The organism is Halobacterium sp. DL1 (assembly GCA_000230955.3).
Classification (GTDB): Archaea; Halobacteriota; Halobacteria; order Halobacteriales; family Halobacteriaceae; genus Halobacterium.
This window is the reverse complement of the sequence record CP007060.1, coordinates 468,479-490,887: the sequence shown is the minus strand read 5'-3', so window position 1 is coordinate 490,887 and position 22,409 is coordinate 468,479. Positions and strand designations below refer to the sequence as shown.

Annotated in this window: 19 protein-coding genes and 1 tRNA gene; 11 read left to right on the top strand and 9 right to left on the bottom strand. The window is 67.4% G+C overall.

Features of this window, described 5'->3' with window-relative positions:
- Position 1 precedes the first annotated feature (1 nt).
- The 3 genes from HALDL1_04010 to HALDL1_04000 form a co-directional block, all read right to left on the bottom strand.
- Positions 2-739, bottom strand: coding sequence for a creatininase (locus HALDL1_04010; protein ID AHG02873.1), 738 nt, complete (start codon positions 737-739; stop codon positions 2-4).
- Positions 740-826: 87 nt separating this feature from the next.
- The gene (locus HALDL1_04005; protein AHG02872.1) at positions 827-2,740 is read right to left on the bottom strand and encodes a multidrug ABC transporter ATPase; all 1,914 of its coding nucleotides are present in this window, start codon (positions 2,738-2,740) and stop codon (positions 827-829) included.
- A 55-nt stretch (positions 2,741-2,795) separates the two neighbouring features.
- On the bottom strand, positions 2,796-3,335 hold the full coding sequence (locus tag HALDL1_04000; GenBank protein ID AHG02871.1) for a hypothetical protein: 540 nt from the start codon (positions 3,333-3,335) through the stop codon (positions 2,796-2,798).
- Between the two features lie 82 nt (positions 3,336-3,417).
- Between HALDL1_04000 and HALDL1_03995 the strand changes: the two genes are divergently transcribed.
- A tRNA-Val gene (locus HALDL1_03995) sits at positions 3,418-3,491 on the top strand.
- Positions 3,492-3,642: 151 nt separating this feature from the next.
- Positions 3,643-3,777 (top strand): hypothetical protein, encoded by a 135-nt coding sequence (locus tag HALDL1_03990; protein ID AHG05133.1) that lies wholly within the window; start codon positions 3,643-3,645, stop codon positions 3,775-3,777.
- Positions 3,778-4,057: 280 nt separating this feature from the next.
- Here HALDL1_03990 and HALDL1_03985 read toward each other — a convergent pair whose 3' ends face one another.
- Genes HALDL1_03985 through HALDL1_03970 form a run of 4 tightly spaced genes read right to left on the bottom strand, consistent with a single transcriptional unit; the run spans position 4,058 to position 9,760 of the window.
- On the bottom strand, positions 4,058-5,161 hold the full coding sequence (locus HALDL1_03985; protein AHG02870.1) for a peptidase: 1,104 nt from the start codon (positions 5,159-5,161) through the stop codon (positions 4,058-4,060).
- A complete protein-coding gene (locus tag HALDL1_03980) occupies positions 5,158-5,940 on the bottom strand; it encodes a hydantoin racemase (protein AHG02869.1) in 783 nt (260 codons plus the stop codon). Before HALDL1_03980 ends, HALDL1_03985 begins: the two co-directional genes overlap by 4 nt.
- Positions 5,937-7,712, bottom strand: a complete 1,776-nt coding sequence (locus HALDL1_03975) for an N-methylhydantoinase (protein AHG02868.1) — start codon at positions 7,710-7,712, stop codon at positions 5,937-5,939. Before HALDL1_03975 ends, HALDL1_03980 begins: the two co-directional genes overlap by 4 nt.
- The gene (locus tag HALDL1_03970) at positions 7,709-9,760 is read right to left on the bottom strand and encodes an N-methylhydantoinase (GenBank protein ID AHG02867.1); all 2,052 of its coding nucleotides are present in this window, start codon (positions 9,758-9,760) and stop codon (positions 7,709-7,711) included. Before HALDL1_03970 ends, HALDL1_03975 begins: the two co-directional genes overlap by 4 nt.
- A 177-nt stretch (positions 9,761-9,937) precedes the next feature.
- Here HALDL1_03970 and HALDL1_03965 point away from each other — a divergent pair, with 177 nt between their 5' ends.
- The 8 genes from HALDL1_03965 (at position 9,938) to HALDL1_03930 (ending at position 20,241) form a co-directional block, all read left to right on the top strand.
- Positions 9,938-11,641 (top strand): peptide ABC transporter substrate-binding protein, encoded by a 1,704-nt coding sequence (locus HALDL1_03965; GenBank protein ID AHG02866.1) that lies wholly within the window; start codon positions 9,938-9,940, stop codon positions 11,639-11,641.
- An 8-nt stretch (positions 11,642-11,649) separates the two neighbouring features.
- Positions 11,650-12,675, top strand: coding sequence for a peptide ABC transporter (locus HALDL1_03960; protein ID AHG02865.1), 1,026 nt, complete (start codon positions 11,650-11,652; stop codon positions 12,673-12,675).
- Positions 12,672-13,586: a cytochrome C550 gene (locus HALDL1_03955; protein AHG02864.1), complete on the top strand. Its 915-nt coding sequence runs from the start codon at positions 12,672-12,674 to the stop codon at positions 13,584-13,586. Before HALDL1_03960 ends, HALDL1_03955 begins: the two co-directional genes overlap by 4 nt.
- Complete coding sequence (locus tag HALDL1_03950; GenBank protein AHG02863.1) at positions 13,586-14,704, top strand: peptide ABC transporter ATP-binding protein; 1,119 nt, start codon at positions 13,586-13,588, stop codon at positions 14,702-14,704. The genes HALDL1_03955 and HALDL1_03950 overlap by 1 nt, the downstream gene beginning before the upstream one ends.
- A gap of 26 nt (positions 14,705-14,730) precedes the next feature.
- Positions 14,731-15,843, top strand: a complete 1,113-nt coding sequence (locus HALDL1_03945) for a peptide ABC transporter ATP-binding protein (GenBank protein ID AHG02862.1) — start codon at positions 14,731-14,733, stop codon at positions 15,841-15,843.
- A 199-nt stretch (positions 15,844-16,042) separates the two neighbouring features.
- The gene (locus tag HALDL1_03940) at positions 16,043-18,088 is read left to right on the top strand and encodes a 5-oxoprolinase (GenBank protein ID AHG02861.1); all 2,046 of its coding nucleotides are present in this window, start codon (positions 16,043-16,045) and stop codon (positions 18,086-18,088) included.
- Positions 18,089-18,091: 3 nt separating this feature from the next.
- A complete protein-coding gene (locus HALDL1_03935; protein ID AHG02860.1) occupies positions 18,092-19,906 on the top strand; it encodes an N-methylhydantoinase in 1,815 nt (604 codons plus the stop codon).
- Complete coding sequence (locus HALDL1_03930) at positions 19,903-20,241, top strand: cupin (GenBank protein AHG02859.1); 339 nt, start codon at positions 19,903-19,905, stop codon at positions 20,239-20,241. The genes HALDL1_03935 and HALDL1_03930 overlap by 4 nt, the downstream gene beginning before the upstream one ends.
- 94 nt (positions 20,242-20,335) lie before the next feature.
- On the opposite strand, the gene HALDL1_03925 is transcribed toward HALDL1_03930, so the two are convergent.
- Entirely contained in the window at positions 20,336-20,869 is a 534-nt protein-coding gene (locus HALDL1_03925) for an AsnC family transcriptional regulator (protein AHG02858.1), read from the bottom strand.
- A 254-nt stretch (positions 20,870-21,123) separates the two neighbouring features.
- Here HALDL1_03925 and HALDL1_03920 point away from each other — a divergent pair, with 254 nt between their 5' ends.
- Entirely contained in the window at positions 21,124-21,600 is a 477-nt protein-coding gene (locus HALDL1_03920) for a hypothetical protein (GenBank protein AHG02857.1), read from the top strand.
- Positions 21,601-21,645: 45 nt separating this feature from the next.
- Here the strand turns inward: HALDL1_03920 and HALDL1_03915 are convergent, their stop codons facing one another.
- Positions 21,646-22,329, bottom strand: a complete 684-nt coding sequence (locus HALDL1_03915; GenBank protein AHG02856.1) for a haloacid dehalogenase — start codon at positions 22,327-22,329, stop codon at positions 21,646-21,648.
- Positions 22,330-22,409: the final 80 nt, after the last annotated feature.

Genomic DNA, 22,409 nt, shown 5'->3' with positions numbered 1-22,409 from the left:
GCTACCGGTGCGGTGGCCGCGTGACGTCCCGGTCCGCGACGGCGTCGAGCAAGTCGCAGAGCGCGTCCGTCGCGAGCGAGAGCAGTTCTTCGCCGCGGGCAGCATCGCCCTCTGTGGGGTCGCCGACCACACCGTTCTCCGTGAACTCCGCCACGTCGTGGGCGAGGTTCGCGTGCGAGGTCCACTCCCCCCAGCCGTCGCTGGCGCCCTCGCGGGCCGCCTCGACGCGGTCCTCGCACACGAGGCCGGGGTCGGTGTGCCGGAGGAACGCCGTCTCGAGGGGGCCGGCGTGACCCATGTCGGCGGCGTGGTCGCCGACGGCGTCGAACCACGTGAACGGCACCGCGTACGCGTCGTCGTGGCGCGTGATTGTCGAACAGACCTCGCCGAGCGCGGGGACGTTGCCGCCGTGCCCGTTGACGACGACGACGCGGTCCCAGCCGTGGCTCGCGAGGCTAGCGACGACCTCCCGGACGTTCGCCCTGAAGGTGTCGGGGTCGAGCCACAGCGTCCCGGTGAACTGGCGGTGCTCCTCGGAGATTCCCACCGGAAGCGCGGGGGCGACGACCACCTCGTCGTCGTAGGCGTCTTCGGCGGCCGCGGCTACTCTCTCCGCGGTGATAGTGTCGGTACCGAGCGGGGCGTGTGGGCCGTGCTGTTCGGTGCTGCCGACCGGGAGGACCGCGAGGTCCGTCGCCGCGCCGTCGGCGTCCGTCCACGTCGCGTCCGCGAGTCGCATGCGTCGGCGTACGCAGGCCCTCGGCAAGTAGGCTGTCATGCGCGGCGCGCGGCGCGGAACTGGGCGAAGAGAGAGTGAGTGGCGGCGTCAGTCGTCGACTTCTTCCTCGACGTGGGCCTGGCGTTCGGCGGCGCGCTCGATGAACTCGTCGGGGAGTTCGTCGATCTCGCCGGCCTGCACGCCCCAGAGGTTCGCGTAGAGGCCCTGCTCGGCGAGCAGTTCGTCGTGGCTGCCGCGCTCGACGACCCGGCCGTCCTCGAGGACGACGATCTGGTCGGCGTCCTTGATGGTCGAGAGGCGGTGGGCGATGGCGAACGTCGTGCGGTCCTCGGTTAGGCGGTCGAGCGAGCGCTGGATGAGCATCTCCGTCTCGGTGTCCACGTCGCTCGTGGCCTCGTCGAGGATGAGGATTTCGGGGTCCTTGAGGATGGCCCGCGCGATGTCGATACGCTGGCGCTGGCCGCCCGAGAGTTTCACGCCGCGCTCGCCGACCTTCGTGTCGTAGCCCTCCGGGAGGTTCTGGATGAACTCGTGGGCCTCGGCGGCCTTCGCGGCCGCGACGACGTCCTCGTGGTCGGCGTCGAACGTGCCGTACTTGATGTTCTCGTCGACAGTGCCGTAGAAGAGGAACGTGTCCTGGCTGACGTAGCCGATGTGCTGGCGGAGACTCGGCAGCGTCACCCCGGAGATGTCCTGGCCGTCGATGCGGACCTCGCCGTCGTCGACGTCGTACATCCGCAACAGGAGTTTGAGCACCGTGGACTTCCCGGCACCCGTCGGCCCGACGAGCGCGAAGGTCTCGCCGCCCGCGACTTCGAAGTCGATCTCCTCGACGATTGGCTCGTCGTCGTAGCCGAAGGTGACGTCGTCGTAGACGACTTCGCCGTCGGAGACGTGGAGTTCGTCGGCGTCCGGGTTCTCCTCGATGCGGGAGGGCTCGTTCATCAGCCCGAAGATGCGCTCGCTGGAGGCGCGGGCACGCTGGTACATGTTGATGATCTGGCCGAACTGCGCCATCGGCCAGACGAACTGCTGGCTGAGCTGGATGAACACGACGAACTCGCCCGCCGTCAGCGACCCGGACATCAGCGGCGGCGGGCCGACGAGCACCCAGTAGCCGCCGGCGAGGAACGTCAGCACGAAGCCGACGCCGGAGATGATGCGCAGCGCCGGGAAGAACTTGATGCGAATGGTGATGGCGCCCCAGTTCGCGTCGAAGTAGCCCTCGGAGACGTCGCCGACGCGGTCGGACTCGTAGGACTCCGTGTTCGAGGTCTTGATGACCTGGATGCCGCCGAGGTTGTTCTCGAGGCGGGAGTTCAGGCGGCCGACCGAGGAGCGGACGTCGGCGTACTGCGGCTGGATGGCCTTCACGAACTTGTAGGTGAACCACGCGATGACCGGCACCGGCAGCATCGTGATGAGCGCGAGCTGCCAGTTGTAGTAGAACAGCACGACGCCGATGGCCAGCACCATCACGGAGAGCCGGAAGACGGAGTTCATCCCGTCGTTGAGGAATCGCTCGAGGCGGTTGACGTCGTTCGAGAGGATGGACATCATCTCGCCGGTCTGCTTCGTGGCGAAGAAGTCCATGTTCAGGCGCTGCATCTTGTTGTACGTGTCCGTCCGCACCGCGTGCTGGATGTGCTGGGAGAAGGAGTTCCAGCCCCAGTTGCGCAGCCAGTGGAAGCCGGCACCGACGAGGAACGCACCGGAGATGATGGCGACAGTCCAGTAGAGCTCCATCTCGCGGGTCGGCGGACGGAGAGAGTCGGGAAGGAACGGGAGGAACGTCTGGCCCCCTGTCAGGGCGTCGACGGCGTACCCCAGCATGATGGCGGGAATGAGGTCGAGCACGCGGGCGAAGACGCTGGCCAGGACGCCGACGAGCGCCGCGAACCAGTTGTCCCGCCCGTACTCGTCGAACAGGCGGTACATCGCGTTGTCGACCTTCTCCCGCTGGTCTTCGAAGGGGTCGTCGTCTTCTGTGGCGGTACTCATCCTCTCAGCAGTAGGAATCGTTCGCAAAAAGACTTTCCTACGAACCGAAACACGGTCAGCGCTCGACGTCGATTTCGTCGCCGACTGTCACGTTGTGCTCGACGGTCCAGTTGTACGGCACCTCCAGCACCCACTTCCCGCGGCCCGTGTACCCCGTCAGGTTCTCGTTGTCCTCCTCGACCGGCGCGTGGTGGATTTCGGTGATGGTGCCGTTCGCGCCCACGAACACGATGTCGATGGGGAAGTCCATCGACCGCATCACGTAGGTGTGGCTCCCCTCCTGGGGGTAGACGAACAGCATCCCCTCGTTCGGCCCGAGGGACTTCGTCTCGCTCAGTCCCGTGTAGCGCTCCTGTGGGTCGTCCGCGATTCTGACGGAGACGTTCCCGAGAATCTGTCCGCCGTCGTCGGCGACCCGTACCGAGGCGTTCCCTGCACCGCTGTCGTTCCCCGTTGCGGTCCCGTCGACGGTCGTCTGAGCGCCGCCGTCCCGCACGGTCACCTCCGCGCCCGTGTCCGGGGAGAACCCGACGTAGACGAGGGCGACCGCCGCGAGCAGCGCGAGGACGAGCACTGCGAACAAGCGCCGGGCCATGTCCAGACGTACGGTTTCCGACGGTTTGGTCGTTCCGACGAAGGGAAACCGTTTTTGCCGCGCGACAGTTCCTTTCGGGTGCGGGTTCGTGGTCTAGTTGGTTATGACGCGGCCTTTACAAGGCCGAGGTCGGTGGTTCAAATCCGCCCGAACCCACTCACACACGCGACGAACGAACGTGAGGAGCCAACGAAGTCGAAGAACGGTCGGGAAGGCGCTCGAACACCATCTCTCCCCCTTTCCCCCGGTTAATCGATTAGGGAAAGTAACTATTCATGCGTGACCTGTAGGCCAACCGGGATGAGCGATGGGCGAAAAAACGGACGGCCAGGACGATGGGTACGGCATCACGGACGAAGACAGGGTGCGAATCGAGAGATACCTCCAGAAGGAGAAACACGAGCGTTCCGTCGAGGACCTCCGTCCGTCCTCCGAGAAGTAGCCGCCAGTCAGGCGGTGTAGCAGCGAAAGCCCGTAGATCATGCTGGACGAGCCTCCGCTGGGGGAAGATCCAGAAGTGGCGGTGAGCGACTGGACTCCACGGGGACAGGAACTTGCGAACGCCTCACGGACACCGTCCAATCTGACTCCTGGCCGTGGAGCTCCGAGAAAGGGTATGTACGTGGAGGAGCCCGTGCTGTTTCCAGGTCGAAACTTGGGGAACAGAACTGGCCCGGGGCCGGACGAGTCGGGCGGGCGAGAGCCAGACGGACGGCCCGTTCCTACGCCCGCCAACCGCGCTCCGTGTGATTCAGCCGGTCACAGCCGTTCTCCGTGACCGCCACGAGGTCCTCGATGCGCACCCCGAACTCGCCCTCGAGGTAGACGCCGGGTTCGACGGAGAACACCATCCCCGCCTCCAGCGACTGGTCGTTGCCGTCCACGATGTAGGGTTCCTCGTGGACGTCGAGGCCGACGCCGTGGCCGGTGCGGTGGACGAACGCCTCGCCGTAGCCCGCGGCCTCGATGACCTCGCGGGCGGCAGCATCGACCGCTTCCGCTGGAACCCCGGGTTCGACAGCCTCGACGGCGGCCTGCTGTGCCTCGCGGACGACGTCGTGGACCGCCTCGAACTCGTCGGGGGGTTCACCGTCGAAGACGACCGTTCGGGTCTGGTCGCTGGGGTAGCCGTCGACGCGCGTTCCGAAGTCGAACACCACGGGGTCCCCCGACTCGATTTCGCGGTCGGACTGCCGGTGGTGGGGCTTGGCGCCGTTCGGGCCGCTGCCGACGATTGGTTCGAAGGACGTCCCCGTGCCGCCGTGGGCGGCGAGGCGCTCCTCGACGTAGTTCGCGAGGTCCGCTTCGGTCATCCCCACTGCGTCCGCCCCGAGTTCCCGGACGTCGCGCATCGCGGCGTCGGCCACCTCGCCGGCGCGCCGGAGCGCGTCGAGTTCCGCGGCGTCCTTGCGCAGACGGAGCGGTTCGAGCACCTCGCTAGCGAGGCCGAACTCGGTGGTCGGGAACAGTTCGCGGAAGTCCTGGCTGAACCGCGCCCACATGCGGTCGTCGAGGAGGACGCGGCCGCCCCTGAACCCGAGTTCGTCGGCGACGTGTTCGAGCAGCAGGAGCGGGTCCTCGCCGTCGGCGTACGTCCGAACGTCGTCGACCCACGAATCGTGGCGGATATGCGCGTCGTACATCTCGGGGGCGACGAACAGCGGGTCGCCGGTCCGCCCAACGAAGAGGAACAGGTGGCGCTCCATCGGTTCGTCCGTGAACCCCGAGAGGTAGTCCATGTCGGTGCTCGGGAACAGCACGACTGCGTCGGCGTCGGCGCTGTCGAGGCGGTCCTGGCAGGCCGCCACGCGCTCCCGGTCGCTCACTCCTCCTCACCTCTCGTCCACACGTCGGCGTTCTCGTAGTCGTCCTCGATGCCCCACTCGGCGATCTCCGAGACGGGCGGCGACTCGTAGCCGCCGGCCTTGCTGTGGGTCCACCCGAAGTCGGCGAGTTCGGCGAGCAGTTCGGCGTACTTGAACGGCGCCGTCACCGCGTCGAGGACCGGGACGCCGAGGTCGTCCTGGAGGTCCTCGAAGAAGCCGTACTCCGCGGTGCAGCCGAGGATGACGACCTCAGCGTCGTCCTCCTCGACGGCCGCCGTCGCGGCCTCCCGGAGGCGGCGCTGGGTTGTCTCCGGGTCGGCCTGGAAGTCGAGGACGCCCAGGTCGGCGGTCTGGAACGACGCGAGGTGGTCGCCGAAGCCGTACTTGCGGACGCGGTCGCGCATCTGGGGCACCCACTTCTGGCGGCCCACGACGACGGAGAACGAATCCCCCAGCGTCGTCGCGAGGTGCGTCGTCGCTTCCGCCGGCGCGGCGACCGGCATCGCGTCGCTCACCTCGCGGGCCTCCTCCAGCGCGAGGTCGTAGAAGCAGCCGATGACGACGGCGTCGTAGCCATCGTTCTCAGCGCGCTTCACCGTGTGGAGGACGTCCGGCGTTACGAGCGCCTCGTAGTAGTGGTACTCGACGTGGTGGGGGCCGCGGTCGAGCGACGTCACGTCGACGTTGGTGTCCGAGCGGCCGGCCGAATCGAGAATCGCCCCGATGTCGCCCGAGAAGTCGTCGTGGCCGACCGGGTCGATCCAGAGGAGGTCGGTCATTGACGTCCCCGCAGGTCGGCCGTCGTCTCGTCGTCGATCTCGCCGTCGTCCGTGATGGCGACGCCGTACTGCTCGCGGGCGGCGTCCTGGGAGACGTAGCCGTCGCGGTAGTCCTCGAGCACGTTCTCGGGGTCGCGTTCGAACGGCTCGCCGTAGCCGCCGCCGCCGGCGGTGCGGTTGGAGATGACCTCGCCGGGCGCGAAGTTCCCGCGGAACATCCCGACGTGTCTCCCCTCACCCTCGTGGAGGTGGTCGTTGTCCACGAGCACCTCGACGCGCTCGTCGAAGTCCGGCTCGTCGGAGTCGAGGACGACGACGTTCTTCTTCCCGGGCTCACCGCCGTCCATCCCCCAGTTGTCGGTGCGGGTCTTCTGGATGATGGAGAGCGCGCCGACGGGTTCGAGCACGCGGAAGTCCCGGCGAATGCCGAGGCCGCCCCGGTGCTTACCGGGACCGGCCGAGTCCTCTCGCAGCGACAGCTGGTCGAACCGGATGGGCGCCTTGTTCTCGAACACCTCCACGGGGATGTTCCGGACCATCGTCTCGCTGATGTGCATGAGCGCGTTCGCGCCGTCGTGGCCCACGCCCGCGCCCCAGCCGACGCCCTCGTTGTTCGCCTCTACGAACGGGCGACCGGTCTCGGGGTTCTCGCCGTACAGCATGATGTCCGCGAGGTCGCCCCCCGAACTCGCGGGCACCCGGTCGGGCATCCCCTTCGCGAGCGCCTTGTAGACGACGTCGATGCCGACGATGCCCGTCCAAACGGTGAACGTCGGCGCGGGGTAGCTCGCGTTGAAAATGTTGTCCTCGGGGACGTGCATCGTCAGCGGCTCGTACTGGCCGCCGTTGGAGTCCTCGTCGGGCGTCGTGAGCGTCTTGAACGTGAGCTTGCAGATGGTCTCGCTCATCCCCGGCGGGATGTTCAGGGGTTCGTCCACCTCGGGGGAAGAACCCGAGAAGTCGACAGCGAACTCGTCGCCGTCGATGGTGACCTCGGCGTGGAGTTTGATGAGGTCGTCGTCGTCGCGGTGGATGCCGTCGGCGTAGCCGGTGGCGGACCACGTGCCGTCCGGCAGTTCCTCGACAGCCTCGCGGGCGGTCTGCTCGCCGTGGTCGAGGATCTTGTCGACGGCGGTCTCGACGGTGTCCGCGCCGTACTTCTCGTACAGTTCCTGGAGGCGCTGTTCGCCCGTGCGGACCGCCGCGACCTGCGCGTTCAGGTCGCCGACGACCTTCTCGGGCATCCGGGAGTTGAACCGGATGATGTCCATGATCTCTGGGTCCGGTTCGCCACCCTTGTACACCTTCGTGCCGGGGAAGAGCACGCCCTCCTGGTGGACGTCCGTCGAGTCGAGGACGTAGCCGGAGTCCTTCGCGCCGAGGTCGAGCCAGTGGGCGCGACAGGTCGTGTAACCGATGAGTTCCTCGTCGTGGAACACCGGCGCGAACAGGAGCACGTCGAGGGTGTGCGTGCCGCTCCAGTAGGGGTAGTTCATGATGAACACGTCCCCGGGGTCCATGTTCTCCTCGCCGACGTGTTCGACGGCCTTCTCGATGCCGTAGTCGTTCGCGCCGAGGAACAGCGCGAGACCGGGGGAGTCGGCGATGAGGTTGAGGTCCCGGTCGAAGACGGAGATGCCGAAGTCGAGGATCTCGTAGATGATGGTGTTGTAGGCTGTCCTGATCAGCGTGCGCTGCATCTCGGTGGCGGCCGACGTGAGGTAGTTCCGGACGACCTCGACGGTGGCCGCGTCGATGTCCTGGGTGCTCATTGTTCGTCCTCCCTGGTGACGACGATGTGTCCGTAGTCGTCAACGGTCGCCGACTGGTCGGAGTGGAAGACCAGCGACGTCGTTGGTTCGGTGACGACCGCGGGGCCGTCGAGTTCGTCACCGGGCGCGAGGTCCCCGCGCTCGTAGACGTCGAACTCGCGGAACTCGCCCGCGGCGAAACAGTACGCTTCCCGGCTTCCGGCCGCCTCGAGCGGGCCGTCCCGGGGCTGCTGCGGGTCGAGCGTCGGTTTGTCGTTCTCGCCGATGGCGCGCACCCGCAGGTGGACGACCTGGACCGGGTCGTTCATCGTGTGGCCGTAGCGCGTCTCGTGCTGGGCCTCGAACCGGTCCGCGAGTTCGTCGAGGTCGGCGACGCCGTCGGCGTCCACCTCGACGGTGTGTTCCTGCCCGAGGTAGCGCATCTCGATGGTGCGCTCGAGGCGCCGGCGGTCCTCGCCGATGCCCTCGTCGGCGAGCGTCTCGCCGCCCTCGGCCTCCAGGTCCTCGAACGCCGCCTCGAGCGTCTCCACGTCGACGTCGTCGAGGACGGCGATCATCGTCTGGGAGAAGTCGTAGACGACGTCCGCCATCAGCATCCCCCACGCGGAGAACACCGAGGGCGCCTGCGGCACGACGACCTCCTTCACGCCGAGTTCCCGCGCGACGAGCGGGACGAACATCGGGCCGGCGCCGCCGTAGGCCAGCATGGAGAAGTCCCGGGGGTCGAGGCCCTTCTCGACAGTTATCTCCCGGATTGCGCCGACGGTGGTAGCCAGCGCGACGTCGAAGACGCCGCGACTGGCGTCCTCGACGGTCGTGTCGAGGGGGTCCGCGAGCGTCTCCCGGACGCCGTCGATGGCGTCCTCGGCCGCGGTGTCCATCTCGCCGCCGAGGAAGTCGCCGGGGTCGAGGAAGCCGAGCGCGAGCGCCGCGTCGGTGACCGTCGGGTCGGTGCCCCCGTTGTCGTAACAGATGGGGCCGGGGTCGGCACCCGCGCTCTCCGGGCCGACCTTCAGCAGGTCGCCGTCCAGCCACGCGATAGACCCACCGCCCGCGCCGATGGTGCGGATGTCGTAGACCGGGATGAGCATCGGCTGGTGTTCGAGCGTGGAGTCGTACTTCACGACCGGCGATCCGTCCTCGACGACCGCCGCGTCGAGGCTCGTGCCGCCCATGTCGACCGTGATGAGGTTGTCGCGGCCGGTGATGGAGCCGACCTGAGAGGCGCCGATGAGTCCGCCCGCGGGCCCCGAGAGGATGGTGTGGACGGGCGCGGTCTTCGCGCTCTCCGCCGTGAGCGTTCCCCCGCCCGAGCGCGTGATGAAGAAGGATTCCTCGAAGCCGGCGTCGGCGAGCGCGCCGTCGAGCGTGTCGACGTAGTTCTCGAAGATGGGTTTGATGTAGCTGTCGAGGACGGCGGTGCTCGTGCGCTCGTACTCGCGGTACTCGCCAGTGATGTCGCTGGAGACGGAGACGCTGACGTCCGGGTGGGCTTCACGAACGACGTCGGCGGCCGCCCGTTCGTGCTGGCCGTTCTGGTAAGAGTGGAGGAAACAGATGGCGATGGCGTCGACGTCGCGTTCCTCAACGAGTTCCGCGGCGGCGTCCCGTACCGCGTCCTCGTCGAGTTCCTCGACAACCGCCCCGTCCGCGTCGAGGCGGCCGGGGACGCCGAGGCGTCGCCGTCGGGGCACCATCGACTCGGGCTTCTGGTAGTTGATGTCGTACATCGAGTCGCGTTCGAGGTTCGTGCGCCCGATCTCGTGGACGTCGGTGAACCCCTCGTTGGTGATGATTCCCGTGCGCGCGCCGTCGCGTTCGAGGACAGCGTTGAGGCCGAGCGTGGTGCCGTGGACGAACGCCTCCGTGGTCGGGAGGTCGGCGCCGACCTTGTCGACGGAGTCGAGAACGCCGTTCGACGGTTGGTCCGGTGTCGTTGCGGCTTTCTCGAGTTCGACAGCGCCGGTCTCGCGGTCGAACGTGATGGCGTCGACGAACGTGCCACCGATGTCGACCGCGACGCGCTGTGTGTTGGTATCTCGTGTCACGACTACTCGTTTCGTTCAATTGTATAAATTGCTTTCCCCGAGAAGCTCTAATTCGTGTGTCTGTCCACCCGAATCGTGTCCAAAACGAAAGCTGGTAGAACGTAAAGTAAATTTTAGAGTTCGAATAGGTACATCTATGCAGTAGAACTAAGTCTGACGGGGTTGGAGGTGGGTATCATGGGTCGCAGTAACAATGACGGATTCAGCCGCCGGTCGTTCCTGAAATACGGGAGTGCAGCCAGCGTCGGCGCGATATTCGCGGGTTGTACCGGCAATCAGGAAACAGACGCGACGACGAACGAATCAGGTAACAATACGACCGAAACGACAGCCGGTGGCGACGGGACCACCTCGGGCAACCAGGACGGGACGGAGTTCAACTACGTCACCACGGTCACCCCGAGCTCGCTCGACCCGATGAAGGGGTCGGACAACCTGGAGACCATCCTGCTCCACAACGTCTACGACCCGCTGCTGTACTACTCGGACACGACGCCGCCGGAGCTCCAGAGCTGGCTCGCCGAGAGCTACTCCGTCTCCGAGGACGGTCGGACGTACACGTTCAACCTCAACGGCGACGCGACGTTCCACAACGGCGACCAGGTCACCGCGTCGGACGTGAAGTACTCTGTCCAGCGCATGATGGACATGGGCAACGGCTTCTCGTGGATGTGGTCGGGCGTCCTCTCCCCGGAGAACGTCGAGGCCGTCGACGAGACCACCGTGAGGATGACCACGGACGACGTGTTCGCGCCGTTCCTCTACACGCTGCCGTTCCTCTACATCGTCAACCAGAAACAGATCGAGGAACACGCGAAGAGCGACGGGCAGTACGGCGACAACGGCGACTACGGCACCGCGTGGCTCGAAGAGAACGACGCCGGCAGCGGCCCCTACGAACTCACGAACCGCGACCGCAAGCGCGAGATCGTCATCGAGAGCCACGACGACTGGTGGGGGACGTTCCCCCACGACCAGAACGGCTACGAGGTCGTCACGACGGAGATGGTCCAGGAGGCGGCGACCGCGGCCGGCCGCATGCGGGAGGGCGCCCAGATGTCCGACCAGTGGCTCCCACTCCAGACGTACAACGACCTCGCGGATTCCGACGGGGTCAGGGTGCACGCGAAGGCGACGTTCAACCCGTTCTACGTCTACATGCACACCCAGCGGGAGCCGCTGAACGACGTCCACGTCCGGCGCGCCATCTCCTACGCCTTCGACTACGAGGCCGCGCTCAACGACGTGATGTCGGGCGACTCCGACCACCTCCAGGGCCCGCTCCCGTCGGCGATGTGGAGCCACACCGAGGACCTGCCGACGTACGGGAAGGACCTCGAAGCGGCGCAGGCGGAACTCGACCAGTCCGACTACTCGGCGAGCGACCTGGACCTCAACTACACGTACGTCTCCGGGCTCACCGTCGAGCAGAACATGGGGCTGTTGCTCCAGTCGAACCTCCAGGAGCTCGGCGCGTCGGTCTCCGTCAACAAGGCGCCGTGGTCGAAGATCACCGAGATGGCCTCGAGCAAGGAGTCCACGCCGGACATGCTCGCCATCTACCTCTCGTTCAGCTACGCGGACCCGGATACGTTCCTCTACCCCGCGTGGCACAGTGACTCCCACGGGTCGTGGACGAGCGCCGCGTGGTACCAGAACGACGAGGTCGACCAGCTCCTCACGGAGGGCCGCCGCACGGTCAGCCAGGAGGACCGCATCCCCATCTACGAGGAGGCCCAGCGGCTCATCGCCGAGGACGCCCCCGCGCTGTTCGTGATGAACCAGGCCACCCGCAACGCGCTCGCGACCAGCGTGAAGGGGTTCAAGGACAACGGCATCACGGGCTACCGTCAGACCTTCCACCGCTACTACCAGGGCTAAACCGCCGTATGGGCTACAGAGACTACCTGATCAAACGCGGGCTCTCGACGATTCCGATGTTCGTCGGGCTCTCGGTGCTCATCTTCACCCTCGCTCGCGTGATTCCAGGGCGGCCCGCCAGGCTCGCCCTGGGTCCCCGCGCGACCGACGAGGCCGTCCAGCGGCTCCGCGAGCAGATGGGGCTGAACGACCCGATCTGGGTCCAGTACATCGACTACATGGCGGGGCTCGTCCAGGGCGACCTCGGGCAGTCGCTCATCTCCGAGCGGAACGTCGCGACGGACCTCCTGGAGTACTTCCCCGCGACGTTCGAGCTGACGACGCTCGCCATGCTCATCGCCATCTTCGTCGGCGTGCCGCTGGGCGTCGTCGCGGGCCAGCACAAGGACAAGTGGCCGGACAACGGGAGCCGGCTGTTCTCCTTCTTCAACGTCTCGCTGCCGCCGTTCTGGGCAGGCATCCTGCTGCAGCTGCTCATCGCGTTCCAGCTCGGGCTGCTGCCGGCCACGGGCCGCATCGGCGACGTCAGTCCGATGCCCGTCGAGACGACGGGGCTGCTGCTCGTGGACAGCCTGCTCGCAGCCAACCTCCCCGCGTTCGTGAGCGCCGGCCAGCACCTGATCTTGCCTGCAATCACGCTCTCGCTCGCGCCGATAGCGGACATCGCGCGGATGACGCGGTCGAGTTTCATCGAGGAGTACGAGAAGGACTACGTCGAGGGGTTGCGCACCCACGGCATCCCGAACCGGCTCATCGCCTACAAGTACGTGCTCCGGAAGTCCTTCGCGTCGACGCTCACCATCATCGGGCTGGACTACGGCTTCCTGCTGGGCTCGGCGTTCGTCGTCGAGATCGTGTTCTCCTGGCCCGGGATGGCGTCCTACGGCGTCGAGGCCATCCTCCAGAAGGACATCAACGCGATGGTCGGCGTGACGCTCGTCGTCGGGGCGGCGTTCCTGATCGTGAACTTCGCCGTGGACGTCCTCTACGGCTTCTTCGACCCGCGCGTGTGGCACGAAGGTGATTCCGAATGAGTGACACCGAATCGACGGCCGGCGACGCTGCCGAGAGCACGCTCGCGCGCCGCCTGGGCGACCTCGACCGGATCGTGTACCGCTTCCGCCAGAACCCGATGTCCGTCCTCGGACTCGGGCTCATCCTGAGTTTCGTCTTCATCGCCGTGTTCGCGCCGTGGATCGCGCCGTTCCCCCACGACGCCGGCTACGGGGGCGAGCCGGCGGTCCACTTCGACCAGAAGTTCGAGCCGCCGAGCACTGAACACCTCTTCGGCACCGACCAGGCCGGACGCGACATCTTCAGCCGGGTCCTGTTCGGCACGCGCCTGTCGCTGAAGATCGGGGTGGTCGTGCTCGCGGCCGCCGTCTCAATCGGCGTCCCGGTGGGGCTGGTCGCCGGCTACCTCGGCGGCGGGGTCGGCATGACGCTGATGCGCGTCACCGACGTGTTCCTCTCCGTCCCGCCGCTGGTGCTCGCGCTCTCGGTGAGCGTCGCACTGGAGGCCAGCCTGACGAACTCGATGCTCGCCATCGCCGCCGTCTGGTGGCCGTGGTACGCCCGCCTCACGTACGGCGAGGTGCTCTCGGTGAAGAAGGAGACGTACGTCGAGGCCAGCCGCGGCGTCGGCGCGACGTCGACGCGCACCATCTTCCGGGACATCCTCCCGAACGTGCTCGCACCCATCACGGTGAAGATGAGCCTCGACATGGGGTACGCCATCCTCGTGGCGTCCGCGCTCGGGTTCCTCGGACTGGGGGCACAGCCGCCGACGCCAGAGTGGGGGACGATGGTCAGCCAGGGGCGGGACTACATGCCCGGCCAGTGGTGGTACTCCACGTTCCCGGGGCTCGCCATCTTCCTCATCGTGCTCGGGTTCAACTTCCTCGGCGACGGGCTGCGTGACATTTTCGACGTGGAGGTACAGTGATGTCGGGGAACATCCTCGAGGTCGACGACCTCACGGTGTCCTTCGACACGTACGAGGGTCGCCACCACGTCCTGGACGGCGTCGACCTCACCGTCGGCGAGGGCGAGACGGTCGCGCTCGTCGGCGAGACCGGCTGCGGGAAGTCGGTGACCGCGCGCTCCATCATGGGGACGCTCCCGCGGCCGCCCGGCGACATCACGGCCGGCCAGATACGCTACAGGGGCACCGACCTGCTCACCGACGCCGACGCGCACGAACGCGTGAAAGGCGATGAGATGAGCATGATATTCCAGGACCCGATGACCTACCTCTCCCCGGTCTACCCCGTCGGGTCGATGATGGCCGACGTGGCCACGTACAGCGGCGGGAAGAGCGCGTCCTGGTGGGAGGTCCTGAAGAACCTGCTCGGTCGCCGCGACAACCGCGAGGAGATCCGGGAGCGCAGCGCCGAACTGCTCGAACGGATGCGGATTCCGGACCCCGAGGGGACCCTCGACCGCTACCCCGTCGAACTCTCGGGCGGGATGCGCCAGCGCGTCATCGTCGCGATGGCGCTCATCAACGACCCCGAGTTCCTCATCGCGGACGAGCCGACGACGGCCCTCGACGTCACCGTCCAGAACCAGATCCTAGACCTGCTCAGAGAGCGCGTCGAGGAGCGGAACCTCTCGATGCTGTACATCACGCACAACCTCGGGGTCGCCCGGGAGATAGCGGACCGCATCTGCATCATGTACGCCGGCGAAATCGTGGAGGTTGGGCGCACGGAGGAGATATTCGACGCGCCGCTCCACCCGTACACGCGCGGCCTGCTCGACAGCATCCCGAAGCTCACGGGCTTCGACGGCACCGGCATCGACGGCCAGATTCCGGACTACACAGACCCGCCCTCGGGCTGCCGGTTCCACCCGCGGTGCCCCGCGGCGATGGAGGGAACCTGCGACGTCGAACCGGTCGAGGACTACCAGATCGGCGACGACCGGACGGTCGCGTGCCACCTCTACGAGGACGGCATGGAGTTCGAGGACGCCGCGGCCATCGCCGCCGACGAGGCGACGTACAGCGACGACGAGGAGGACACGGTGCCGGCGGAAGCCGGGACAGGAGGGAACCAATGAGCGCCGACACGCCCGACGGGACCGAGTTGGACAGCGACGCAGCGAACGCGACGGCCGACGGGGCCGTCCACCGCGCCGACGAACCGGCCGCGGAGCCGCTCGTCTCGGTCCGCGACCTGCGGAAGTACTACCCGGTCAGCGAGGGTGTCATCAGGCGCTCGAAGTCCCACGTGAAGGCCGTCGACGGCGTCAGCTTCGACGTCTTCCCGGGCGAGACGTTCGCGGTGGTCGGCGAGTCCGGCTGCGGAAAGACCACTCTCGGGAAGACCGTCGCGCGGCTGTACGGCGCGACGAGCGGGACGATAGCGTTCGACGGGCGGGACGTGACCGACCTGCAGGGGAAGGAGCTGCGGCGACTCCGCCGCGACGTCCAGGTCGTCTACCAGGACCCATCGTCGTCGCTGAACCCCCGGCGGCGCATCGGGAACATCGTGAAGGAGCCCCTGGACGTCCACGGGGTCGGCACGAAGGCCGAGCGCCGCGACCGGGTCGCCGAACTGCTCCGGAAGGTCGACCTCCCCGTGGAGTTCCGGCACCGCTACCCGAGCGCGCTCTCCGGGGGACAGAAGCAGCGGGTCGCCATCGCGCGGGCGCTCGCCGTCGAACCGAAGTTCGTCGTGCTCGACGAACCGACGAGCGCCCTCGACGTGAGCGTGCAGGCGAAGGTCATCTCGCTGCTCGACGACCTCCAGGACGAACTCGGGCTGACCTACCTGCTCATCAGCCACGACCTCAGCCTCGTGAAGAACGTCGCCGACCGCATCGGCGTGATGTACCTCGGCAACTTCATGGAGGTCGCCGACAGCGAGGTGCTGTTCGAGAACCCCCTGAACCCGTACACGGAGCAGTTGCTCTCCGCGATTCCGGTCGTCGAGAGCCACGAGCAGGATCTGAAGCCGACGGCCGTGGAGGTCCAGGGAGAGACGCCGGACCCGCAGAACCCCCCGAGCGGCTGTCCGTTCAACCCGCGCTGTCACCGGCGGTTCGAGGCCTGTGACGCCGTGGAGCCCGAACTGGTCGAAGTGGAACCCGGCCACCTGACGCGGTGTCTCCACGACCCGGGCGAGAAGCGCGAGGAGGTGACCGCAGCGCTGCCCGACGGCGTCTCCTTCGCCGAGCGGCGCGGCCGCAGGGACTGAGCACCGACCCGGATGGCGTGGCAGCACCCAGTATCTGTCATCCCCGCTGCCACGCCGGCCACCCCCGTCCCCGCCCCGCCGACCTCCTCCGCGACCCGCAGATTATTTGACGAAACGTTCCACTATCTTTGCTTTTCGTTCGGTGTCAGGGCCTTTAATGCACAATAAGTTTATTAGGAGTGGCGTTTTGGTATCTATCATGGCAGAGAATACCACCCGGGTCGCCGTCGACATCGGGGGGACGTTCACCGACCTCGTCGCCGTCGAGGACGGGGCGCTCACCCTCGAGAAGGCGTCCACGACGCCCGCGAACTTCGCGGACGGCGTCGTCGACAGCCTCGCGAAGAGCGACCTCGACCCCGGTGCGCTCGACCAGTTCGTCCACGGCACCACCGTCGTCATCAACGCCATCACGGAGCGGGACGGCGAGGACACCGCGCTGCTCACCACCGAGGGGTTCCGAGACGTCCTCGACATCACCCGGGCGAACCGCCCGGACATGTTCAACTACCAGTACCAGAAGCCCGAGCCGTTCGTCCCCCGTCGCCACCGTCGGGAGATACCCGAGCGGGTCGACCAGACCGGCGACGTCCTCACCCCGCTCGACGAGGACGCGGTCCGCGAGGCCGCCCGCGGCCTGCGCGAGGAGGGCTTCGACACCATCGCGGTGAGCTACCTCCACAGCTACCAGCACCCCGACCACGAGCGCCGAACCCGGGAGCTCATCGCCGAGGTCCACCCGGACGCCTACGTCACGCTCTCCCACGAACTCACCAAGGAGTACCGCGAGTACGAGCGCACCAACACCGCGGTGCTGAACTCCTACGTCCGCCCCATCGCCGACGACTACCTGAGCACGCTCGAACAGCGACTCGCCGACCAGTCGTTCGCGGGCAACACCTACGCGATGAAGTCCAACGCCGGGACGGCGAGCTTCGGGCAGGCACGCCGCAGACCGGTCGAGATGGTCGAGAGCGGCCCCGTCGGCGGCGTCTACGGCGCGGCACGCGTCGGCGAACAGATCGACGAACCCGACGTCGTCAGCTTCGACATGGGCGGCACCACCGCGAAGACGTCGCTCGTCCAGGACGGCGAGGTGACCATCGACACGGACTACTGGCTCGAATCCTCGTCCAACGAGGAGGGCTACCCCCTGATGATCCCCGTCGTCGACATCGTCGAGATCGGCGCCGGCGGCGGCTCGATCGCGTGGGTGGACAAGGGCGGCTCCATCAACGTCGGCCCGAAGAGCGCCGGCGCCGCCCCCGGCCCGGCGTGCTACGGGCGCGGAGGGACCGAACCCACGGTCACGGACGCCGACCTACTCACGGGCCGCCTCAACCCCGACTACTTCCTCGGCGGCGAGATGACCCTCGACACCGAGGCGGCCCGCAGCGCGCTCGAACCGCTGGCCGACGAGTTCGGCACGAGCGTCCGCGAGGCTGCCCACGGCGTCCTCCAGGTCGTGAACTCGAACATGGCCAACGCCCTCAAGCAGGTGAGCATCCGGCGCGGGCACGACCCGCGTGACTTCGTGATGGTGGCCAGCGGCGGTGCGGGGCCGCTGCACGCGGCGACGCTCGGGCAGGAACTCGGCGTGAAGGAGACGGTCGTGCCGCGGGCGCCGGGCCAGTTCTCCGCGTGGGGGATGTTACTTACTGACCTCCGGAAGGACTTCGCGCGGACCCACGTCACCGACTTCGACGGGAACGCCGCCCGCGACGTCGTGGGCATCTTCGCGGAGATGGAGCGCGAGGCGTACGACGCCTACGCCGGCGAGGAGGTCACCGACGAGGACATCGTCCTCGAGCGCAGCGTCGACCTCCGGTACGCGGGCCAGGAACACACCGTGAACACGCCCGGGCCGCACGGCGACGTCGACCGCGACGCCATCGCGGCGACAATCGAGCGGTTCCACGAGCGCCACGAACGGACGTACAACTTCCGCATGGACGACCCCGTGGAGGTCGTGAACCTCCGCCTGACGGCGTCCGCGCCGATGCCGAAACCCGACGTGGACGTGGTCGAACGCGGCGGCGACGTCGCGGGCGCCGTGAAGGAGACCCGCGAGGTCGACTTCGGCGCCGAGGGCGTCCACGACACCCGCGTCTACGAACGCGGCGCACTCCCGACGAGCGAACCCATCGAGGGGCCCGCGGTCGTCGAGGAACCGGCGTGCACGACGCTCGTCCACCCCGGCCAGACGGTGGACGTCGACGTGCTCGGCAACCTCCACATCTCCTGACCAATGAGAGCGAACGCACACACCGACGACGAGACCGACGGCGTCGACCCGTTCACGCGGGAAGTCGTCACGAACGCACTACAGAGCGCCGCCGAGGAGATGTTCCTCAACCTCGGTCGCACCGCCAAGTCCAGCGTCATCTACGAGACGCTCGACTACGCCTGCGGGGTCACCGACGCGGACGCCAACGTCCTCGCGCAGGCCAACGGCGTTCCCGGCTTCCTCGGCACGCTGAAGTTCTGCGTCGCCGACGTCCTCGAGAAGTTCGGGGCCGACAACTTCGCGCCGGGCGACGTCGTCCTGCTGAACGACTACCACGGCGGCACGCACCTCAACGACGTCGCGATGGTCGCGCCCATCTTCGTCGACGACGAACTCGTCGGCTTCACCGCGTCGAAGGCCCACTGGACCGACGTCGGCGGGAAGGACCCCGGGTCGTGGACCACCGACGCGACGAGCGTGTTCCAGGAGGGCGTCCAGTACCCGATGGTGAAACTGTACGAGGGCGGCGACCGCAACGACGGCGTCTTCGACGTCATCATCGCGAACACGCGGATGCCGGAGGTCACCCGGGGCGACATGCAGGCCCAGAAGTCCTCCATGGAGGTCGGCGCCGAGCGCGTCGTCGAGGTGTTCGAGCGCTACGGCCTCGACACCGTCGAGCAGGCCGTCGCCGACGACTTCGACGCCGGCGAACGACTCGTCCGCGAGGAGATTCGAGGCCTCCCGAACGGCACGTACACCGCCGAGGACCACCTCGACGACGACGGCGTCACGGACGACCCGGTCCACGTCGAGGTAGAGGTCACCATCCGCGACGAGTCGATCGAACTCGACTACACGGGCACGGACCCGGAGACCGAGGGGCCGATCAACGCGCCGTACGCCGCCTCCGTCTCCGACATCCGGGCGTTCTTCCAGGCCATCACGCTCCCCCACGCGGACACCAACGAGGGGTTCTTCCGCCCGCTCGAGGTCACCATCCCGGAGGGGACGGTGCTGAACGCGACGAAACCGGCGCCAATCGGCACCGACTGGGAGGGGTCGGCGATGGCCGCAGACCTCCCGTGGAAGGCGCTGGCGCCACACCTCCCCGACCGCCTGTCGGCTGGCCACTTCCTCAGCGTCTGCGCGACCATCGTCGGCGGGCACGACGACCGCCACGACGAGGACTTCCTCGTGGTCGAACCCCAGCCCGGCGGGTGGGGTGCGAGCCCCGGGAAGGACGGCGCCGACGTGCTCGTCTGTTCGGGCGACGGGGACACCCTCGAGATGCCCGTCGAGGTGATGGAGACGCGGTTCCCGCTGCTGTTCGACGCCTTCGAACTCGACACGCCCCAGGAGGCGGGCCACGGCGAGTTCCGCGGCGGCACCGGCCTCGTCCAGGACTACCGGATGTACAACGACTCTGGCGGCTTCATCACCGCCGGGTTCGGCCGGTCGACGTTCCCGCCGTGGGGCGTCGAAGGCGGCCAGGACGGCGACGGAAACCACATCGAGATACTCCGGGACGGCGACGGCAGCGTCGAACGCCACAGCAACCTCACGAACTACGGACTGTCGCCCGGGGACGTGGCCCGCCTCGTGACCAGCGCGGGCGGTGGCTGGGGGGACCCGCGGGACCGCGACCCCGAACGCGTCCGCGAGGACTACTGCGACGACTACTTCACGCGTGAGACCGCCCGCGACGTCTACGGCGTCGAACTCACCGAGGACGGCGACGTCGACGACGCCGCGACCGCGGCCCTCCGGGCGGCCGACGGCGACGGCGCCGCTCCAGGGAACGGCGAGAACGATAGCGGAGGTGGCGAACAGTGAGCGACGACGCCGTCGAACTCACCGTCCTCGACGACGTCTGGGCGGAGAGTAGCGGGAGTCCACTCACGCTGTTCGAGTCCGACGACCCCGAGGCCGAAGCCGGCTCGTACGTCATCCAGCCGGGCGAACGCGTCCCCGAAGAGGGGTGGACGAGCCACGAGGGCGACGAACTGTCGGTCATCCTCGAGGGGGAGGTCACGCTCGTCACGCCGGACGCGAAGTACACGGTCTCTGCCGGCACGCTCTCCGTCATCCCGGCGGGCGTCGAGCATTACAGCGTCAACGAGACGGAGACGCCCACGAAACTCGTCTACACGGCCGTGGGCGGGCTGTAGACCGGCGGAGCTACCAGCTTCGGAGCTGTAGATCGGCGGGACTGTACGTCGAGGGAAGTAGGCCGACGCGGGGTCGCGACCGGTCTCGGACCGGTCAGTCGGTGCCGTTCGAGAACGTCTTGTGCCAGGCTTTGTGGGTCTTCGTCACCGGAATCGTCTCGTAGCTTTCGACGGCCTCGTGGTCCTGGAGCATCGACCGGAGGTACGTCTTCACGTCCGAGAGCGACGCGTGCCACACCCGCAGGAGCAGGTCGTACTTCCCCATGTACTCCTCTATCTCGTAGATGAGCTCCTCGTCTTTGACCTCCTCGACGAACGCGTCCAGTTCTCCCACGCCGACGCTGGAGTCGAGGGTGACGAAGACGTCGGCGTACGCGAGTTCGGCCTCCTGCATGACGAGGACGCCGATGATGTCGACGAGCCCCTCGTCCTGCAGTTTCTTCCGGCGCCGCCGCGCAGCCGTCCGCGACAGGCCGACGCGCTCACCGATCTCCGTGTCGGACATCCGGCCGTCCTCGTTGAGCGCCTTGTAGATACGGTAGTCGGTCTCGTCGAGGTGCTCTTTGAGAATCCGCTTGACCTTCTCGTTGTCGACCCACTCGTCGCTGACCGTCGCCCGGGGAGCCATATGCCAACGAGTTCGCTCCCCGGGGAAGTGTAGTTATCGGTCGAATCGTCACACGTGGCTCCCGAATTGCCTCCTGTCCTCGATTTTGCCTCCCGAAATAACTACTCGCGGGCGAGGCTGTGCCACACCTCGCCGAGATTGACCGACAGTCGGTGTGGAGGCAGACCGTCGGTGATTCCTGAATACTGCCGTGGTAGCGCTGCGAGCGAAGGCAGGACCCGGTTTCAAGTCGGGACGCCGCGTACGTAGCGCCGATGAACGGCCAGACGGGTGACGCGACGGGCGTCTCGACGATGCGACTGTACGGCGCGAGCGTCGCCCTCGTCTCGGGCGGCTACTCGCTCTACCAGGCGACGACGGGGATGGCGACGTCGGCCACGGGTATGATGGGCACGGGGATGACGGGGAGCGCGTGGTTCATGGCCGCCCTCGGCGTGGTGGTGCTCGTTCACGGCGCCGTGCTCCTCACTCCGGCCGCCACCGCTCTCGGCCGGGCGAGCGGCCCGCTGATGGTCGTCTACTCGGTACTGATGCTAGTGAACCAGGCGTGGCTGGCGACCACCGGGCGCGGCGGAATGATGAACGGCAGCACGATGAACGACGGCTCGATGAGCGACGGCATGCAGAGCGGGATGGACGCCGCGATGGGCGCCGACGCCGGGATGGTTGCCATCGCGGTGCTGATGCTCGCCAGCGGCGTCATCATGACACAGCGACACGAAATGATGTAGCGCTCGCGAGCGTGAGTTCTGTTTTGTGTGGTGGTTCACGCCCGGTCAGACGCCCATCGCGTCGGCCAGTTCGCGGAGGTCCTCGACGACCAGGTCCGGTTCGCCGTCGAACGGCTCCCAGGGTGCGCCGCTCCGGTCGACCCAGACGCCCTGCATTCCGGCGTGGGCGGCGCCCTGGACGTCGAACCAGCCGGCGGTCGCGTGGGCTATCCGGTCGATAGGCGTGCCCGTCCGGGCGGCGGCGTGGCGGTATATCTCGGGAGCGGGCTTGAACGTCCGCACCTCGTCGGCGCTGACGGTGTCCTCGACGAGATCCGCGATGTCGGCGTGTTCGACCATCGAGGAGAGCATCTCGGGGTTGCCGTTGGAGACGACGTAGCAGTCGTAGCCGCCGTCCCGGAGCCGTTCGATGGCGTCGCGGACGTCGTCGAAGACGTCGAGTTCGTGGTAGACGGCGAGTATCTCGTCGCGTTCGTCATCCGGGAGGTCCACGCCGAAGGCGTCGAGGGCGTACTGGAGCGCGTCCCGGTTCATCTCGTAGAACGGCTGGTAGGCGTCGATCTGGTTCGCGACGAACGTGTACTCCAGCGACCGCGCGCGCCAGAGTTTGGAGACCGGTTCCGGGTCGGACACCCGGTCGGCGAGGGCGGCCTCGGCGGCGTCCACGTCGACGAGCGTGCTGTAGGAGTCGAACGTGACGGTCGTCACGCGGTCGGCGTCGAACGTCATAGGTGGACACGACGCCGGCCAGACGGATAGTAGTCGCCCCCGTCAGCGAGAGGAGAGTGCGCTTGCGGACCGTCACCGCG

Coding starts and splice junctions, on each gene's coding strand:
- HALDL1_03965 (AHG02866.1), top strand. CDS start 9,938: ATGGGTCGCAGTAACAATGACGGATTCAGCCGCCGGTCGTTCCTGAAA.
- HALDL1_04010 (AHG02873.1), bottom strand. CDS start 739: ATGCGACTCGCGGACGCGACGTGGACGGACGCCGACGGCGCGGCGACG.
- HALDL1_03950 (AHG02863.1), top strand. CDS start 13,586: ATGTCGGGGAACATCCTCGAGGTCGACGACCTCACGGTGTCCTTCGAC.
- HALDL1_03940 (AHG02861.1), top strand. CDS start 16,043: ATGGCAGAGAATACCACCCGGGTCGCCGTCGACATCGGGGGGACGTTC.
- HALDL1_03915 (AHG02856.1), bottom strand. CDS start 22,329: ATGACGTTCGACGCCGACCGCGTGACGACCGTCACGTTCGACTCCTAC.
- HALDL1_04000 (AHG02871.1), bottom strand. CDS start 3,335: ATGGCCCGGCGCTTGTTCGCAGTGCTCGTCCTCGCGCTGCTCGCGGCG.
- HALDL1_03935 (AHG02860.1), top strand. CDS start 18,092: ATGAGAGCGAACGCACACACCGACGACGAGACCGACGGCGTCGACCCG.
- HALDL1_03960 (AHG02865.1), top strand. CDS start 11,650: ATGGGCTACAGAGACTACCTGATCAAACGCGGGCTCTCGACGATTCCG.
- HALDL1_03920 (AHG02857.1), top strand. CDS start 21,124: ATGAACGGCCAGACGGGTGACGCGACGGGCGTCTCGACGATGCGACTG.
- HALDL1_03990 (AHG05133.1), top strand. CDS start 3,643: ATGGGCGAAAAAACGGACGGCCAGGACGATGGGTACGGCATCACGGAC.
- HALDL1_03975 (AHG02868.1), bottom strand. CDS start 7,712: ATGAGCACCCAGGACATCGACGCGGCCACCGTCGAGGTCGTCCGGAAC.
- HALDL1_03955 (AHG02864.1), top strand. CDS start 12,672: ATGAGTGACACCGAATCGACGGCCGGCGACGCTGCCGAGAGCACGCTC.
- HALDL1_03980 (AHG02869.1), bottom strand. CDS start 5,940: ATGACCGACCTCCTCTGGATCGACCCGGTCGGCCACGACGACTTCTCG.
- HALDL1_04005 (AHG02872.1), bottom strand. CDS start 2,740: ATGAGTACCGCCACAGAAGACGACGACCCCTTCGAAGACCAGCGGGAG.
- HALDL1_03925 (AHG02858.1), bottom strand. CDS start 20,869: ATGGCTCCCCGGGCGACGGTCAGCGACGAGTGGGTCGACAACGAGAAG.